The organism is Glutamicibacter sp. (assembly GCF_032154645.1).
Lineage (GTDB): Bacteria > Actinomycetota > Actinomycetes > Actinomycetales > Micrococcaceae > Glutamicibacter.
Genome location: NZ_JALDXV010000003.1, coordinates 116,866 through 133,474, shown reverse-complemented (window position 1 = coordinate 133,474; position 16,609 = coordinate 116,866). Strand labels below are relative to the sequence as shown.

General features: G+C 57.1%; 17 protein-coding genes. 2 read left to right on the top strand and 15 right to left on the bottom strand.

The genetic code is table 11. The features are described from left to right. Window positions 1–34: 34 nt before the first annotated feature. The 3 genes from RUH64_RS04445 to rimP all read right to left on the bottom strand — a co-directional run bounded on the left by RUH64_RS04445 (window position 35) and on the right by rimP (window position 2,046). On the bottom strand, window positions 35–355 hold the full coding sequence (locus RUH64_RS04445; RefSeq protein ID WP_313811615.1) for a YlxR family protein: 321 nt from the start codon (window positions 353–355) through the stop codon (window positions 35–37). 138 nt (window positions 356–493) lie between these two features. Continuing rightward, window positions 494–1,477 (bottom strand): transcription termination factor NusA, encoded by a 984-nt coding sequence (gene nusA / locus RUH64_RS04440; protein ID WP_313811613.1) that lies wholly within the window; start codon window positions 1,475–1,477, stop codon window positions 494–496. Between the two features lie 2 nt (window positions 1,478–1,479). After that, a complete protein-coding gene (rimP, locus tag RUH64_RS04435; RefSeq protein WP_313811611.1) occupies window positions 1,480–2,046 on the bottom strand; it encodes a ribosome maturation factor RimP in 567 nt (188 codons plus the stop codon). Window positions 2,047–2,223: 177 nt separating this feature from the next. Between rimP and RUH64_RS04430 the strand changes: the two genes are divergently transcribed. Both RUH64_RS04430 and RUH64_RS04425 read left to right on the top strand, forming a co-directional pair. Continuing rightward, entirely contained in the window at window positions 2,224–3,306 is a 1,083-nt protein-coding gene (locus tag RUH64_RS04430; protein ID WP_313811609.1) for a hypothetical protein, read from the top strand. A 620-nt stretch (window positions 3,307–3,926) separates the two neighbouring features. Then, window positions 3,927–4,271 (top strand): hypothetical protein, encoded by a 345-nt coding sequence (locus tag RUH64_RS04425; protein ID WP_313811607.1) that lies wholly within the window; start codon window positions 3,927–3,929, stop codon window positions 4,269–4,271. Between the two features lie 58 nt (window positions 4,272–4,329). Here the strand turns inward: RUH64_RS04425 and RUH64_RS04420 are convergent, their stop codons facing one another. The 12 genes from RUH64_RS04420 to RUH64_RS04365 all read right to left on the bottom strand — a co-directional run bounded on the left by RUH64_RS04420 (window position 4,330) and on the right by RUH64_RS04365 (window position 16,593). Beyond that, complete coding sequence (locus tag RUH64_RS04420; protein ID WP_313811605.1) at window positions 4,330–5,469, bottom strand: YihY/virulence factor BrkB family protein; 1,140 nt, start codon at window positions 5,467–5,469, stop codon at window positions 4,330–4,332. A gap of 155 nt (window positions 5,470–5,624) precedes the next feature. After that, complete coding sequence (locus RUH64_RS04415) at window positions 5,625–6,413, bottom strand: sulfite exporter TauE/SafE family protein (RefSeq protein WP_396275987.1); 789 nt, start codon at window positions 6,411–6,413, stop codon at window positions 5,625–5,627. A gap of 66 nt (window positions 6,414–6,479) precedes the next feature. Beyond that, a complete protein-coding gene (locus RUH64_RS04410; protein WP_313811601.1) occupies window positions 6,480–8,267 on the bottom strand; it encodes a proline--tRNA ligase in 1,788 nt (595 codons plus the stop codon). 178 nt (window positions 8,268–8,445) lie between these two features. Further along, window positions 8,446–10,257 (bottom strand): amino acid transporter, encoded by a 1,812-nt coding sequence (locus RUH64_RS04405; protein WP_313811826.1) that lies wholly within the window; start codon window positions 10,255–10,257, stop codon window positions 8,446–8,448. Between the two features lie 301 nt (window positions 10,258–10,558). Continuing rightward, window positions 10,559–11,332 carry a hypothetical protein gene (locus tag RUH64_RS04400; RefSeq protein WP_313811599.1) on the bottom strand — a complete coding sequence of 258 codons (774 nt, stop codon included), beginning with the start codon at window positions 11,330–11,332 and terminating at the stop codon, window positions 10,559–10,561. 83 nt (window positions 11,333–11,415) lie between these two features. After that, window positions 11,416–12,156: a hypothetical protein gene (locus RUH64_RS04395; RefSeq protein ID WP_313811598.1), complete on the bottom strand. Its 741-nt coding sequence runs from the start codon at window positions 12,154–12,156 to the stop codon at window positions 11,416–11,418. 3 nt (window positions 12,157–12,159) lie between these two features. Then, entirely contained in the window at window positions 12,160–12,861 is a 702-nt protein-coding gene (locus tag RUH64_RS04390; protein ID WP_313811597.1) for a hypothetical protein, read from the bottom strand. Between the two features lie 82 nt (window positions 12,862–12,943). Further along, the gene (locus tag RUH64_RS04385; protein ID WP_313811595.1) at window positions 12,944–13,732 is read right to left on the bottom strand and encodes a GNAT family N-acetyltransferase; all 789 of its coding nucleotides are present in this window, start codon (window positions 13,730–13,732) and stop codon (window positions 12,944–12,946) included. 61 nt (window positions 13,733–13,793) lie between these two features. After that, window positions 13,794–14,960, bottom strand: coding sequence for a flavodoxin-dependent (E)-4-hydroxy-3-methylbut-2-enyl-diphosphate synthase (ispG, locus tag RUH64_RS04380; RefSeq protein ID WP_313811594.1), 1,167 nt, complete (start codon window positions 14,958–14,960; stop codon window positions 13,794–13,796). Between the two features lie 155 nt (window positions 14,961–15,115). Next, the gene (locus tag RUH64_RS04375; RefSeq protein WP_313811593.1) at window positions 15,116–15,670 is read right to left on the bottom strand and encodes an NAD(P)H-dependent oxidoreductase; all 555 of its coding nucleotides are present in this window, start codon (window positions 15,668–15,670) and stop codon (window positions 15,116–15,118) included. Between the two features lie 129 nt (window positions 15,671–15,799). Further along, complete coding sequence (gene arfB, locus RUH64_RS04370; RefSeq protein WP_313811591.1) at window positions 15,800–16,222, bottom strand: alternative ribosome rescue aminoacyl-tRNA hydrolase ArfB; 423 nt, start codon at window positions 16,220–16,222, stop codon at window positions 15,800–15,802. 68 nt (window positions 16,223–16,290) lie between these two features. Continuing rightward, window positions 16,291–16,593: a YciI family protein gene (locus RUH64_RS04365; RefSeq protein ID WP_313811589.1), complete on the bottom strand. Its 303-nt coding sequence runs from the start codon at window positions 16,591–16,593 to the stop codon at window positions 16,291–16,293. Window positions 16,594–16,609: the final 16 nt, after the last annotated feature.

Below are 16,609 nucleotides of genomic sequence, written 5' to 3'. Positions count from 1 at the left end.
GTGCGCTCAACATTGCGGACTCATCGGGTTGCCATCAGATTTCTGACCCGCTTTCATCATGATTGCCAGATAGCCGGGACGCTCCCGGCCGATCTTCGCGTGCGGTAAATTGCGCCAGCACCGTGGCATCATCTACCGGGGCCCGAAAGGCCCTGGCGAATGCTCGGCGCTGCACCGCTTGCCGCACGCACTTTTCATTTTCGTGGGTCCACGCACCACGCCCCGAGGCGTTGCTGTGCACATCAAGAAGCACCGCACGCGGCGGTGCATCGTCATTGAGGACCCAACGAATGAGTTCTTTCCTATCGGTAGAGGTCCGACAGCCAATGCACGTGCGTTGCTGATGCAGCTTCATGCGAGCGCCGTCGCCACCTTCCCGTTGAAAAGAACCAACTACCAGTCTAGCGCGTTTATAGACCGGTGTGCGCGTGAGATTGGTATCACGCGCACACCGTCATCCGCCATGACTGGCTCAAACCGTTAAAACAGCCGTCTAAAGCTGTGGCTCCTTGCCGCCGGAAGCAGCGAGGATGTCGATGCGCCAGCCGGTCAGCTTGGCCGCAAGGCGGGCATTCTGGCCCTCCTTACCGATGGCCAGCGACAACTGCGAATCCGGAACCACCACGCGGGCGCGGCGCTCGTCGTAGTCGAGGATTTCTACCGAGACCACCTTTGAGGGCGAAAGCGCAGCCGCGATGAACTTTGCTGGATCTTCGTTGTAGTCAACGATGTCGATCTTCTCGTCGTTCAGCTCGTTCATGACAGCGCGCACACGGGTGCCCATCTCGCCAATGCAAGCGCCCTTGGCGTTGACGCCAGGCTTGGTGGCGCGCACGGCGATCTTGGTGCGGTGGCCAGCTTCACGGGCCAGCGCTTCAACTTCGACGGTGCCGTCGGCGATCTCAGGAACTTCCATTTCGAACAGCAGGCGCACCAGGTTAGGGTGCGAGCGGGACAGGGTCACCGCTGGACCCTTGTTGCCGCGTTCAGCCGAAACCACGTAGGCGCGCAGGCGGTCGCCGTGCTTGTAGGTTTCGCCCGGCACCTGCTCCACCGGCGGCAGCAGCGCCTCAATGGCGCCAATGTTCACCTGAACCATGTGCGAGGAGTAGCCCTGCTGGATGACTCCGGAAATCAGGGTGCCGACGCGGGCAGCGTACTCGCCGACTACCTGTGCGTCCTCGGCTTCACGCAGACGCTGCATGATCACCTGGCGTGCGGTGGAGGCGGCGATGCGGCCAAAACCGTGCGGGGTGTCGTCGAATTCGCCGAGCACAACGCCTGCGGCGTCGCGGTCCTCAACCAGGATCGAGACGTGGCCGTTGCTGCGCTCAATGTGCGCGCGAGCCCCCGGCATGGCGCCATCGGTCTTGTTGTAGGCCAGCAGCAGCGCGGATTCGATGGTCGGAATCAGCACATCCATGGGGATATCGCGGTCTTTTTCCAGGATGCGCAGTGCGTCGAGATCAATATCCACGCTTAGCCCTCCAAATCTTCGGTATCGATGTTGTCAAAGAGCGAATCGTCGAAGTTCAACTCCGGGTCGACGACTGCTTTACGGATGTTGTCGAAGGAATACGTGGCCGGATCAAGGACCTTGGCCTTCATTCCCTTCTTGGCTGGCTCGCGGTGCTCGACAATAACAACGTCGTCGTCATTGACTTCGGTGAGGCGCCCACGGAGCTTGGTGCCGTCGGTCAAGCTCACCTTGACCATGCGGTTCAGGGCGCGTACCCAATGGCGCTGTGCAGTCAGCGGGCGGGACAGGCCCGGCGAGCTGACTTCAAGTTCATAAGGGGACGCGGATGCATAGACCGGATCACGGTCCAATGCGTTAGAAATAGTGGTGGTCACTTCGCCGAGCTCGTCCAGGTTGACTGAATCGTGTCCGTCGGCCTTGTCCACGATGATCTGAATAATCATCTGCTTGCCGCTGGGGCGGAGGGTGACTTCCTCCAGAATTAACCCGTGGGATTCTACTTCCTTGTTAAGCGCGGTACTCAGACGCTGCGCTTCCTGTTCGGTATCGGCCGGCATACCGGTCATGGATATCCTCCCACGCTATTCGATGTTGTCCGTTAAGCGTATCTCCCCAACAGCCACTTGAGAACTCGTTGACCGCTTCAGGTGAAAGAACTCACGCCTTCAATTACGCCACACGCCAGGCTCAGAAGCTGCAGACCCATCAAGTTTTCAGCACTTCATGGCATGATCATTCTCGATATGACTGCTTCTTCCCCGCGCCCCAGCAATTCTCGCCGCCCTCAAACCCGTCGCGCTCCACAATGGGTAGCACCCGTACTTGCAGCCGTCGTTGCTGCCGGTGCGACCTGGGCTGTAGGTATGACGGTCTTCAAGGGATCACTGATCGAGGCAGGCCAGCCCGAAGCGGTAGCGCAGGCATCCGATGCGCAAAAAGAGCAGTGGCTCCTCGGCGCACAATTGGCGGATCTGGATGCCCGCGCACAGGCATTAGCAAAGCTGAGCTCAGATAAGCAAGAGTCTGCCGCGCTGACGGCGATGGAGACAACGCTCTCCCAGGGTGCCGATCTTCTTGGCCAGCTTAGTTACGATGACCAGCCCAAACCTCAGATCCCTGCAGAGTATTCATCGTCTGCCGTTTCTGATCTGGCGACCGATGTTGCCGAGTTGAGCCATTCGATGTCTCTGCCGCCATCGGGCGACCTGAAACAGGGCCAAAAACTCGCACAGGTTGCGTTCCAAATGAACTTTGACGCCCGCACCGCGCTGGAACAAACAGAAAAGAAACAGGCCGCATCCCTACCAGAGCCACTGCACGGGGAGAAAGCGGCGAGCATGAATTCGGCAGGAGAGACCGATGGCGTCGCGTGCATCAGCGACCCTTCAATGCTCGTCAATACACCTGCGGAAATTGATGGGCCTACAGCAGAGTCCGTTTCGCTCGCCCGCGCCCTGGATCGAGGCTACGCCCTGGACTATGTTCTGCAACTTGAAGCAGCCCGCGGAACCAGTGCAGCAGCATCAGCAATTGAAGATCAGCGCAAAGAGTTAAACGACCAATTGGACCGGCTGCGCAGCATCTGGACCGAGGGGTGCGCCGATCTACGTCTGCCGGCCTACCAGCTGCCAGAGGGTGCGCTCAAGAATCTAACCAAGGTCTCCTCTGCGGCCAGTGATGACTTCGCCTCGGCGTTGTTGACCGCAGCCGGCAATACCGATGGACAAGCTCAAAGCGTTGCCTCATCCGTGGCATTCGAGGTTCTCTATTCAAACCAAAGCTCAAAGAAACCTCAACCCATCCTCAATTTGAGCTCAAGTTCCTAATTTCCCCCACCCCCGACAACCTGGGTAACTCCACCGCGCTCTGAATGATTCAAGGTTCAATTTTCAGATGAATTGACTATCACGTTCAGATAACGGCCGAAATCTAAAATTCGTATATTCCATGCAAGATTAGCGGCGTTCGCTACCAAGTTCATCTAGCCGCCGCTCAATCCAGATACTTAAGTTTTAGTCAAGAATTTACCCGGATTCCTACCGCCAAGCTCCCGCGACAGCGTACCGCGACAGAGAGAATCACTGCTTGCCACCCATGTTTGACATGGAATGATTTGGGTCAATAATGCTGGTCATGCAAAGTCCCCCGGTAGGGTCAAGGGCCTCTCGAAGGATGAACTTATCTCGCACATTTCGCCAATTAAGGTTACGGTAATTCATAGACTACAATTTTAAATTCGTAAATTGTGGTCAAATTTCCGGAAAGGAATTATCCGCTTCGGAGCTGTCAGTTGGAAGAAGTGATTGCATGCTTGGATCGCTTCAGTTGGAGGTGGAGAACTATGCCCGGTCGCTTCGTTCGATCTAAAATTGCAGAGCTCGTTGCCGAAACAGTGGGCTCTCGCCAGGCTCGCGAAAAACTGAAAGAACACGGTTGGAGCGAAGGCATGCCAATCGTCATCGCACAGCATGATGAAACCTTGACCGACGTCATGGCGTTGGTTGTCGTTCACCAACCGCCGGTTCTCATCGCAACCCTAGACCCAGACAACGGAGATCTTTGCTTTACCTACGTGATCATCGGTTGCGCAGATCTAGAGTTGGTTGCGCCATATGCGGAGGACAAGACCATCAAAGACCTCTACATGGACGCTGCAAAGGCATCGAGCATTACCTTCAGGGTTGACCCGCTACCGCATAGCGCACTTGCCCACGCGCTGCCTCCAATGCGAGGCGTCAGCGGCGTTAAGTACCCGGGCTTGCCAACGGGTGCAGAAAGCCGCACTGCCTAATCCTCTTAGAATGGAAGGGATCGAGATCTATGAAGACTCGATCCCTTCTTGCTGTCGCTCAGGATTCCCTGTCTTTCCAGAACTTCTTTTCTGCTTGATCCTCCGCAGAAATCTCACTTGTCAGGCGAAGACTCTCGGCCCTTTGAACATCTCGTTCCAATTTTTCTTCGTGCTTCACTATGCCTGCTGCTTCCCGAGGTTCAAGCTGCAATGAGCGGCCGGCACGCTCGCCCTGGCTCAGTTCTCTCGCCCTTTCAAGCTCAACGTCGAGCACCGCGCCAAATAGTAGCGACTGATTGGCAATCCAAATCCACAGCAGGAGAACGATTACGCCGCCAATTGCACCGTACGTTTTGTTATAGCTGCCGAAGTTGGACACATAGTAAAAGAATCCCACCGTCGCCAGTCCCAGAACGACCAACGCGACGAAGGCACCGGCGCTGAGTACACGAAACCGGGCCGCCTTGACGTTCGGGGTGCCGTAATACAAGACCGCCACAAGCATGACGGCGAAGATGATCATTACGGGCCACTTAGCAATGTTCCACACTGCAAGTGCCGTTTCTCCCAGCCCAATAAAGTTTCCAAGTTTTTGTGCGAAGGTGCCGGAAAGAATGAAGAGAATTGCCATCACCGCTACTGCAAGAAGCAGGAAGATCGTCACCATCAGGAGTACGGGCTTCAGCTTGAAAAAGGATCGACCCTCGTGAACCGAATAGATCTGGTTCAGCGCCCTGCCAAAAGCTCCCACATATCCGGAAGCACTCCAGACGGCGCCGACAAGACCAACAACGAGGGCGAATCCTGCGGATGGTGCGGCGGTCAATTGCTCGATGGGCTGCTTCAGGGTTGAAACAACTTGGTCACTGGCGAACTCCCTGAGCAATGAGAGCAGCGTCTGTGTTGTTTCTTCAGCCTGCCCGACAACGCCAAGCATTGAAACTACCGCCAAGAGGGCCGGAAAAATTGAGAGCATGGTGAAATAGGTCAGGCTGGCCGCCAAATCGGTGCATTTATTCCTAGAGAATTCACGCGTCGCACGGCCCAGAGCATACTTCCATAATTTGCCCGTAAGCCGACGACGTTGTTGCAACTCCGATTGGCGATGTTGCTCAAAGTCTCGATCAATTCCCGCGAGATCTGGAATCGTCGTCCTGTCCATAGACTCGCTCGAAACCGTGCTCTGTTTCTTAGACATTGCTTTCACCTACGGAATATCCATATCTGACGTGAAATATTTCTGTCAGTCAAACAGTCATAGCGGGGATTGGCAAGAACTGTTCCGTAAATTTGACGGGCCATACAGATTCATTGTGCAGACTCTGATTCATAGGCAGATAGAGCGCCGGGTGTCTACTTGCCGAGGATAAGATCCGAGCCCAATTTAAGAATCAGCCCCGCCACCACGACGACAAAGACAATACGAATGAATTTGCTGCCGCGAGAAATCGCCATGCGTGCCCCGAGGTAGCCCCCGAGCATGTTCATCACACCCATTGCCAGGCCAAGTCCCATCAGCACATGACCGGTGGGAATGAACAGTGCCAGGGCTCCGAGATTGGTGCAGAGATTGACGATCTTCGCCTTGGCCGATGACTGAAGAAAGTTATAGCCGAGCACGGTGACCATGGCAATAATCAGGAACGACCCGGTGCCTGGCCCGATCATGCCGTCGTAGACACCGATGACGAGTCCGATCAGGACCGCCATGAAATAGTGCTGTTTACCGGTGTAGCGAAGCCGGGTCAGTTCACCGGCGGTGGGCTTAAAGATGGTGAAGAGCAGTACCGCGATGAGGGCGGCAATGATGATCGGTTTGATGGCCTGTGCCGGTAGAATCGTGGCCAGTCCGGCGCCGCCAAAGGCGCCGATCATGGCGGTGATGGCCATGGGTATTGCTGTCTTGAGGTCGGGGCTGGTGCGCCGATAGTAGGTGACGGCGCTGGTGGTCGTCCCGAAGATCGATCCAAGCTTGTTGGTGGCCAGCGCCTGAACCGGAGTGATGCCTGGGAATAGTAGTAGCGCGGGCAATTGGATCAGTCCCCCGCCGCCGACCACCGCGTCGATCCACCCAGCACCGAATCCTGCTATCAACAGCAGGAGCAATGCCCACAGGGAAACCGGTTGGCCGTTGACGGACAGGAAATCTAATACCTCTTGCACCGCGCTACTCTCCTATTCAATTTTCATCGCTCGGCAATTCCCGGACTAGGCTGAAAGTTCCGCCACAACCTCGGTCAGTGCAACATCGCGGCGTTCACCGGTAGCACGGTCCTTGACCTCTACTACGCCATCTGCCAAACCGCGTCCGACGACGACGATGGTTGGGACGCCGATCAGCTCGGCATCGGAGAACTTCACGCCGGCAGAAACCTTTGGACGGTCATCGAAGATAACTTCCTTGCCGGCAGCCTCAAATTCGTTGGCCAGCTTTTCTGCGGCCTCCAAGAGTTCTGCCCCCTTGCCGGTGACGACGATGTGGATGTCTGCAGGAGCAACCTGCTTCGGCCAGGCAAGGCCGTTCTCATCGTGGTAGGCCTCGGCCAATGCTGCCACCGCACGGGTGACGCCAATGCCATAGGAGCCCATGGTGACCACCTGCAGCTTGCCGTTCTGGTCGAGCACCTTCAGCTCAAGCGCTTCAGCGTACTTGCGACCAAGCTGGAAGATGTGCCCCATCTCGATGCCGCGTTCGGTGCGCAGCGGACCGGAACCGTCCGGAGCTGGATCGCCTTCCAGCACGTTGACAGCTTCGATAGTGCCGTCGAAGGTGAAGTCACGGCCGGCAACCAGATCGTAGACGTGCTTGCCTTGCTCGTTGGCACCGGTGATCCAGGAACTTCCCGAAACCACGCGCGGATCGACCAGGTAGGTGATCCCGCCCTCGGTATCCTTGCCCAACAACTGGCGGTCCAATCCCAGGGCCGGGCCAAGGTAGCCGGTGACGATTTCCGGGTGGGCCTTCAGGTCTTCGGCGTTGGCCTGCTCTACGCCTACCTCGCCATTGATGCCGAGGGCAGCGCCGATGGTCGCTTCCAAACGCTTCTCATCCACCTGGCGGTCGCCGGGCACGCCGAGCACCACCAGGTGACGGTTGCCCTCTGGATCGATGATGGCCAGAACGACGTTCTTCAACGTGTCCTTTGCTTCCCAGGCTCGGTCGCCGCGTGGTCGGATCTCGTTGGAGACTGCCACCAGGGTATCGATGGTCGGCGCATCAGGGGTATCAAGAACTTCGAAGGCAGGCAGCTGCGAGTAATCAATGGCGTCAGGAACCACGGTGGTGACCGCCTCGACGTTGGCTGCATATCCGCCCGGCGAGCGCACGAAGGTGTCTTCGCCGATCGCGGTAGGGTGCAGGAATTCTTCCGACTTTGAACCGCCCATGGCACCGGCCTGTGCGAAGACCGGAACAACCTCAAGGCCCAAGCGCTCGAAAATCTTAAGGTAGGCGCCGCGGTGCGCCATGTACGCCTCGTCCAGACCTTCGTCGTCGATGTTGAAGGAGTAGGAGTCCTTCATGATGAATTCGCGCCCGCGCAGCAGACCGGCGCGAGGACGTGCTTCATCACGGTATTTGTTCTGGATCTGGTACAGGTAGACCGGAAGGTCCTTGTAGGAGTTGTAGAGGTCCTTGACCAGAAGGGTGAACATTTCCTCGTGGGTAGGCGCCAGCAGGTAGTCGGCTTCCTTGCGGTCCTTAAGGCGGAACAGTCCCTCGCCGTATTCGGTCCAACGTCCGGTCTGCTCGTAGGGCTCGCGCGGCAGCAGGGCCGGGAAGTGGACTTCCTGGGCGCCGATGGCGTTCATTTCCTCGCGGACGATCGCTTCCACACGTGCCAGAACGCGCAGGCCCAGCGGCAACCAGGTGTAGATTCCCGGGGCGGCGCGGCGGATGTAACCAGCGCGGACCAGCAGCTTGTGGCTGGCCACCTCGGCGTCAACTGGATCTTCGCGCAGGGTGCGCAGGAACGTTGTGGAAAGCTTCAAAACCACGCGTGGTGTCCTTTTCCGTATGTCAGTTGCCGGGTAGTCGGCAAGAGACGTGATAGGCAAAAACTAATAAATTCCGGCTAGCATGCTAGCCGTTCTCAATTCTACCGGTACAGGCTTCAAGCCCGGAAAACCCGGGCTTGAAGCCTGTACGGTGAGTCTTGGCCTTCGTGAGGGCCTACTAACCCACGTGCACCCACGGTCGTTTTTGCAGATCTGGTTCGGCTTCGCGCAGCACCTCGCGGGTCAACGGTGCAATCTCGCCTTGGCCAAGGAACACGAACTTGGCAAGGTTGCTCAACGGGTTGCCTTCGGTCCAGCGGAAATAAATATGCGGCATGATCGAGTAGTTGTCCCTGATGGCGAGGCTGACCGATGCAATGGCTGTTGGAACCGATGGAGCTGTAGCCTCCAGAATCCAGAAGCCGTGGCGCACCACGCCGCGCACGTGAATGTCCTGCGCGAAATCCGAATAGTCGGACACTTTGACCTCAAGGAACATCACCGGAGCCTTGTCCGAGATATGGCTGGCCAACGAGGCATGGTGCAGCTTCTTGCGGTACCTTCCCTTGGTCGTATTTGCAGGCTCGTGGGCAATCAATTGCAGAATGCCCCGGTGGCCGGCGGCCTTGATCAATTCTTCAGCGTGAGCGTTGAAGCTCACCGAGGTGGCACGAAGTTCAGTGGAGCGGCGGAAACGGGAGATCAGCGAAACCAACAGCACCGCAGCGATAAAGAAGGCTGCGATTTTTAGTCCTTCGGGACGTTCCAGACAGTTGGCCACGGTGGTGTAGAGGAACACCACCGACACGATCGTAAACAGCACCGTCTTGCCTCGTTCGCGTTTACGTCGTGCCGAGATGGTCACGGCCACGGCGGCCGAGCTCATCAGCACCAGCACGCCGGTGGCATACGCGGCACCCTGTGCATCGACATCCGCTTCGAAATGCCAGGTAATGGCCAGCGCCACGCTGATGACGACCAGCACCAGCGGCCGTACTGCCCGGGCCCATTCGGGAGCCATGCCGAAGCGCGGCAAATAGCGAGGAATCAGATTCAGCAGGCCCGCCAGTGCCGAGGCTCCGGCAAACCATAGGATCAAGATCGTGGAAACATCGTAGAGCGTGCCGAATCCGTCGCCCAATAGCTTGTGCGCCAGCCATGACAGTGCACGGCCGTTGGCGCTTCCGCCATCTTGAAATTCGCCGGCGGGAATCAATACCGTTGTCACCACCGAGGAAAGCACCAAGAATCCACTCATGATCAGCGCCGCAGTGGTCAGCAACTTGCGCGCTCCGCGGATCCGACTCGCAGGATTTTCAGGGGTGTCGCCCGGTTTGGAAGCGATCTGCGGCATAACTGCCACACCGGTTTCAAAGCCGGAGAGTCCCAGCGCAAGTTTGGGGAAGACTATCAGGCACACCAACAGCATCATCAACGGGTCCCCATGAGCTGCGAAGAGCGAGTCCATCCAATTGCTGAGGGTCACCGGGTTAGCCGAGATATTCAGCAGAGACACGATGATCACTATGAGGTTCAGGCTCAGAAAGACACCGACCAGTGCCACCGCGATCCAAATGACCTCATTAAAACCGCGGAGGAACAGCGCACCGAGCAGCAGAAGCAGGATGACGGTGATGGGGATCTGTTTACCGGTGAACCATTCGGGAGTGAATGGATTCTCGATCAGGTGTGCCGATGCGTCCGCTGCGGACAGCGTCGCTGTAATCATGAAATCGGTGGCGGCGAAGCCGAGAAGGACCAGTACCAGCAGCTTGCCCTTCCAATGCGGCAGCAAACGCTCAAGCATTGCTATGGACCCTTGCCCATGTGGGGACTCCCCTGCAACCCGGCGGTACACCGGCAGCGCAGCACCGAGGGTCACCGCAACTAGGATGAGGGTGGCGAAAGGCGCCAGTGCTCCGGCGGCCAATGCAGCAATGGCAGGTTGGTAGCCGAGCGTAGAAAAGTAGTCCAGGCCGGACAGGCACATGACCTGCCACCATTTGCCAGCGCGGTTCTTTCCGTCGCTGGGGTCTTCGTGGCCAACGGATTGGTCGTTGAGCCACCGGTAGAGGCGGTGGCGATCCGTTCGCGAGTTTGAAGACGAAGAGGTGTTCGGCACCTCGGCTTTCATATTCACGAATGAGTACTGTACGCCTGTCTGAGGGTTTCGGCTCCAGATTCTCTGAACTTTTTCAGCCCATTTTTAGCGATGTCAATCACACAAAACGGGTGTTGGCTCCGTAGATTTCTCCAGGGAACCAACACCCGTTTTGGTGCGGACGCCGCTATTACTTAGATTGGGCCTTGACCTCTGCCACCGCCTTGTTCATTTCGGTGGTCATCTCCTTCACAACCTCGTCCTGGGACTTCGAAGAATCTCCGGAGACCGAGATGCCGATGACGTTTGGACCTACGATGCCCTGCATCTGGTAAGTTCCTCCTGGAACTTCCTGCCCACCCATTTTGACGTTGCTGGAGGTGACATAGGTGACGTCGGCGTCGGAGGTGGCGTCCACGAACTTGGCGGCCGCTTCAACTTCCTGACCTCCGATAGTCATGGTGAACTTATCGCAGCCCTGCAGATCCTTGGCCGTGGCAAGTTCCTTGGCCTTATTCAGTTTCGATGCGTCGTCATAGCCGGCAACGCTGTAGCTGGTCGACTCCATTGGATTGCTTCCAGGAACCACTGCTACTGCCATGTGGATACCGCTGAGGTCTCCGATGTTCTGCTGGGAAACAAACTCTGCGCACTTTTCGGGCTTGATCTCCATCTGGTCAATCAATTTTTGTGCCTGAGGAATCGATGCGGCGAGCGTATCACCGTCCATAACCATCGCGTCCTTGCTGTCGCCAGCAAGCTTCTTGACAACGGCGCTGGCCTGTTCGCTGGTCAGTGCAGCCGAAGCATCAGCACTCTGTGCCGGTGCACTCTGCTCAGGTGAGCTCTGTTCGGACTGTTGTGACGCGGATGCCGAATTCTCTGCGGTGCTATCGGATCCACTGCAGCCGGAGAGTGCCAGAGCCGCGGCAAGTGGGAGCAACACTAGTGAACGCTTCTTCATTTTCAGATGTCCTCAGGTATCGGAAGTGATGTGCCACTTACTATATTTCAAATCCAAGTAGAAATAAAACAAATCCCGAAGAGTTACTTGGAAGCACTGATCTCATCGAAGGTTTTGTTCGCCAGCTCAACAGCCTGCGCACTGAGTTCGGCTGGCCCTTCCATGCCAGTTTGGTAGGTGACGATGACAAAATCCCTACCCTTTAAGGCCTGAACCACTGTGGAACTCAGTTTTTGGCCACCACCTGCATCAAGCTGCGTAGACATGGTCAGTGACTGATCCGCCTTCACGTCCAATGGAAGAATCTGTCGGGTGGCATCGAGGGTTTCACCGCCCTGCTCGACACTAACGTCCTTGCATCCGTCGATACTCTTCAAGGTCAATGCGTGGGAAATCTTTTTCAGGGTGTCATCATCAGTGATGGAGAAAACTTGAACAACCTTTCCAAGTTTTTCATCGGTGACGGTGCCCGTGGCCGAGACTGAACCGGTGAGATCGGAGACTGTGTAGTCCTCCATTTGCTGTGCGCATTTTTCTGGTTTGATTCCGCCCGAGGCCTTCACGTCCTTGGCCATCTGAAGTTGCTGCTGCATCGCTTCATTTTCAACGATCATCGCCGAAGGGTCATCGCCGAGCACGCTCTTCACCACCGATTCCACGCGCTCCGCATTTAGGTTTTCGGAACTAGCCTGCGTTTGTCCTTGGGTTGGCTGTGAAGGAGCGGACTGATCATTCGCCGAAGAGCACCCGGTGATCATCAAGGTGAGGGCTACGGGGAGCACCAGGAAACCACGGTTTTTCGACATTTTCATTACTTTGCGCATCAGCTAGTTGATCTTCTCCAAAACTGCATTGACGGTTTCAGTCGCTGCTTTCAATTGGTCGGCCGTCTGTTCTTTGGTGGTGGCTTGCTGTATGCCGACCAGCACATTAACCGCGGCCGAACGGACGCTAAGTTGCTGAGAGGTTCGAGTCCCATCGCTGCCGGTGATGACATAGCCCTGGTTCAGCTCGGCGTTGCTCTTCACCGGTTGTTCTGCAAGGTGAAACGCCCTCGACTGACCTTCAGACTTTACGGTGTACCGCGCGCAGGAGTTGCTCGCCTCGGCCTGAGCATCCCATGCCGTCTTTAGGGCTTCGACATCCGGGTAGATGGCTACCGTAATGTATTGATCCTTGAGCTCGACCGCTCCCATCACCGAGTTCTTCAATTGCTCTGATATGGGTGCCGCGAAAGTGACCCCGCATTTGCTGGGTTTAATTTCAACGTTCTCCAGCCACTGCTGGGCCTGCGGGATCCCCTTGCGAAGCTGCGCATCGCTCACGACCTTGGCCCCCGGTCGGTCTTTCGAGAACTCTTCGAGGGATTTGTTCAACTCATCGGCGGAGCGTTCAACCGCCTGTTCCGCCGTGGGTTCTGTGTTCTGCGCGGCCGGCGGGTTGCATGCTGTCAAGGTGAGAAGCGAGGTAGCCAGAACCGCCGCAGCAACTAGTCGTGTTCTGCTTTCGTGCACTACTTGTCCCATCATTTACGGCAATTCTCAACGAGTCTAATAGATCGCCGCACCGCTTCGCGGTTAGACGCCTGTTCGCCGACCCCTCGTGGCGCGGTTAGAAGAGAATCGTGGCGAAGGTGCCTACCTGCTGGAAGCCGACCTTCTGATAGGTCTTCACCGCGGCTTCGTTGTAGTCGTTGACGTAAAGGCTCACGATGGGCGCATGTTCCAACGCGTAGTCGACCGTGGCGGCCATATAGCCGGCGGCAAGACCGTGGCCCCTGTACATCGGGTTGATCCAAACTCCTTGAATCTGTGCCACTTGGTCGGTGACGGTTCCCAAATCCACCTTGAAAACGACATTTCCCAGATCGTCGGTGTCGATCAACGTGTGCTTCTGGCGGATCAATTGACGAACGCGTCCGCGATAGAAACTCCCGCCGTTGTCCAGCGGAGAGTATCCAAGTTCTTCTTCGAACATGGCGGCACTGGCGGGAAGCACCTTGTCGAATTCGCCGGGCTGCGCTGGCCGCAGCGGGCGCCGCATCACCGACGTCGGGTTGGTTCGCATTTCCATGAGTGGTTGGTTGTGGCGAACATCGAATATTGACTGTGGACCGGTGGCCAGGACCTCGTGCATGGCCAACACCGATTGCGCCGGACCAAAGACCGAGGCAAAACGCTGGCGCGTGGCCAGCGCCATGAGTGCGTATTCTTGGGCCTGCTCCTCCGGCATGAAGGTGGGCGACATGTTCGCGCCCACCCAGCATGCGGAAAGCAGCCCTTCTTCACCGTAAACGCCCAGAACATGGGCAAACCCGTCAGGCACAGCCGAACGATGCAGGTCAACCTGCGAGCGGGTGAAAATATTGGCGACGGGATCCCTGTCGAGCAACGCAATCAAGGCCGCAGTGTCCCTGCGGCCAAGAATGCGCGGTTGATCCCCGTCGACTCGTCGACTGCCCTTAGCCGACGGTGACCATTGGAGAACCCGCGGAAGGATTCTCGTCATTGCCCTGATCCATTTCTGCCGCCAAACGATTGGCCTCTTCAATAAGGGTTTCGACAATCTGGTCTTCCGGCACGGTCTTGATGACCTCGCCCTTGACGAAGATCTGACCCTTGCCGTTGCCGGAGGCGACACCCAAATCGGCGTCGCGTGCTTCACCGGGACCGTTGACGACGCAGCCCATTACAGCAACGCGCAACGGCACGGACATGCCTTCCAACCCCTCGGTCACCTGTTCGGCCAAGGTGTATACGTCGACCTGAGCACGACCACAGGACGGGCAGGAGACAATTTCAAGCTTGCGTGGGCGCAGATTCAATGCTTCAAGAATCTGGTTGCCGACCTTGACCTCTTCAACAGGAGGGGCCGAGAGCGATACGCGGATGGTGTCGCCAATACCCTTCGAAAGCAGTGCACCAAAGGCGGTGGCCGACTTAATGGTGCCCTGGAATGCGGGACCTGCTTCGGTGACCCCCAGGTGCAGCGGCCAGTCTCCGCTTTCGGCCAGCAGCTCATAGGCACGGACCATGATCACCGGGTCATTGTGTTTGACGGAGATCTTAAAGTCGTGGAAACCATGTTCTTCGAACAGCGAGGCTTCCCAAATGGCGGACTCAACCAGTGCTTCGGGAGTTGCCTTACCGTATTTCTTGAGCAGTCGGCGATCCAGCGAACCGGCGTTCACGCCGATGCGAATCGAGGTGCCGTGGTCCTTGGCGGCCTGAGCGATTTCCTTGACCTGGTCATCGAACTGGCGGATGTTGCCGGGGTTCACACGCACCGCGCCGCAGCCTGCCTCAATGGCCGCATAAACATACTTCGGCTGGAAATGGATATCAGCGATGACCGGGATCTGCGACTTCATCGCAATAATCTTCAGCGCTTCGGCGTCTTTGTCCGTAGGACAGGCAACACGCACAATGTCGCAGCCCGTAGCAGTCAACGCCGCAATCTGCTGCAAAGTTGCGTTGATGTCATGGGTTTTGGTCGTGGTCATGGACTGAACCGAGATCGGCGAGTCAGAACCCACGCCAACAGAGCCGACTTGAATTTGGCGGGTCTTACGACGTGGTGCGAGAACCGGCGGTGGGGCTGCCGGCATGCCTAGGCTGACCGAAGTCAATGGACGCCTCCGAATTGATTGTGGGTAATACTCTTTACCAAGTATGTCACCGTCTGCAGCAGACGGGGTACTGATGCGAGAAAGGCCACGGCATGACACCGTGGCCTTTACTCTACGATGTCGTGGAAATTCAGCTTAATCCACGACGTCACACACTAGTTGGCTTCTGCAACCGACTTGATGCCGCTCAGGACCTGAGCAACCTGCTCGGCTACCTCGGCGTCGTCCTGTGGGTGCAGTTCAGCGAAACGGACCACCGAGTTCGGGATGGCCAGCTTGACGTCTTCAAGGACGTTTGCGCCTGCAATGTTCAGGGCCTTGCGAGCCTCGTCCTGAGCCCACACGCCGCCATACTGGCCGAATGCGGTGCCGACGACTACCGATGGCAGGTCCTTCACTGCGCCGGAGCCGAAGGGACGCGACAGCCAGTCAATGGCGTTCTTCAGCACAGCTGGCATGGTGCCGTTGTACTCAGGGGTGATCAGCAACAGCGCATCTGCACCGTTGGCTGCATCGCGCAGGGCCTGAGCGGCTGCAGGAACGCCGCCCTCAACATCGTGGTCCTCATTGTAGAAAGGAATGTTCTCAAGACCCGAGAACAGCTCAACCTCTACACCTTCTGGTGCGTGGGTTGCACTGGCTTCTGCCAGCTGCTGGTTGGTCGAACCGTTGCGCAGGGATCCAACGAGAGTCAGGACCTTAGTTGCCATAGTGGGCATCTCCTAAAAACAGAAAAATTGAACAAGCTGACGCTTCATCTATTTTCAACGGACGCCCACTAGAGATAATTCCGTGTATTCACATGACCTGCATCACGCCTAAAGCTGGGGTCGTGGCAGTTAGTCCATCGGCGGCCGACGGCGCAGCGCCTTGGTTGAAGATCGATTGGCTTTAGAATTCAACCGGCGTCGCACCGATCCCTGGGTGGGTTTGGTCTGTCTGCGAGCGGGCGCATCGGGTGCCAGCGCCGCTTGGACCAAAGCCACGAGTTTTTCTTGTGCGTCCATCCTGTTTCGCCACTGTGAACGTTCCTGTGAAGAAACAACGGTGAGCACCCCTGCGCTGGTGCGAGATGCCAGCTTTTCGCTTAGCCTTTGCCGTTGCCATGGGCTCAGCACCCTCGAATCAGCGATCGACCATGAAAGCTCTACCCGAGAGTCGGTGGTGTTCACGTGCTGCCCACCCGGGCCCGAAGAGCGTGAAAAGTTCCATTTCAGCTCCGCCGAGGGGATGCTCAAGGAACGAGAAATCTTAAGATCCATGTTCTGGTTTCCTATAAGAAAGGTGGCTGATTCCATGAATCAACCACCTCTCCCCTGCGCTTCCGCGCTTAGGATGCGAATTCTTTAAGCAGTCCGGTAACCGGGTTCCACTCTGTAATAATGGCGTTCTGCACCGCACCGGAGGTTTTGAACGGGTCGTTGTTCAACGCCTCAACCAATTCAGCCTCGGTCTCTGCTGCCATAATCAGCAGCGCACCGTCGTTGGAGGGGGTTGGGCCGGAAGCCAGTAGACGTACGTTACCGTCGTCGGCGACAAAGCCGCCTAGATACTCGCGATGCGACGGACGGTGCTCGTTGCGCAGTTCGGCGGAATTCTCGGCATATACGTATTCAACAGCAAAAACAGTCATAACTTCAGCTTAATCC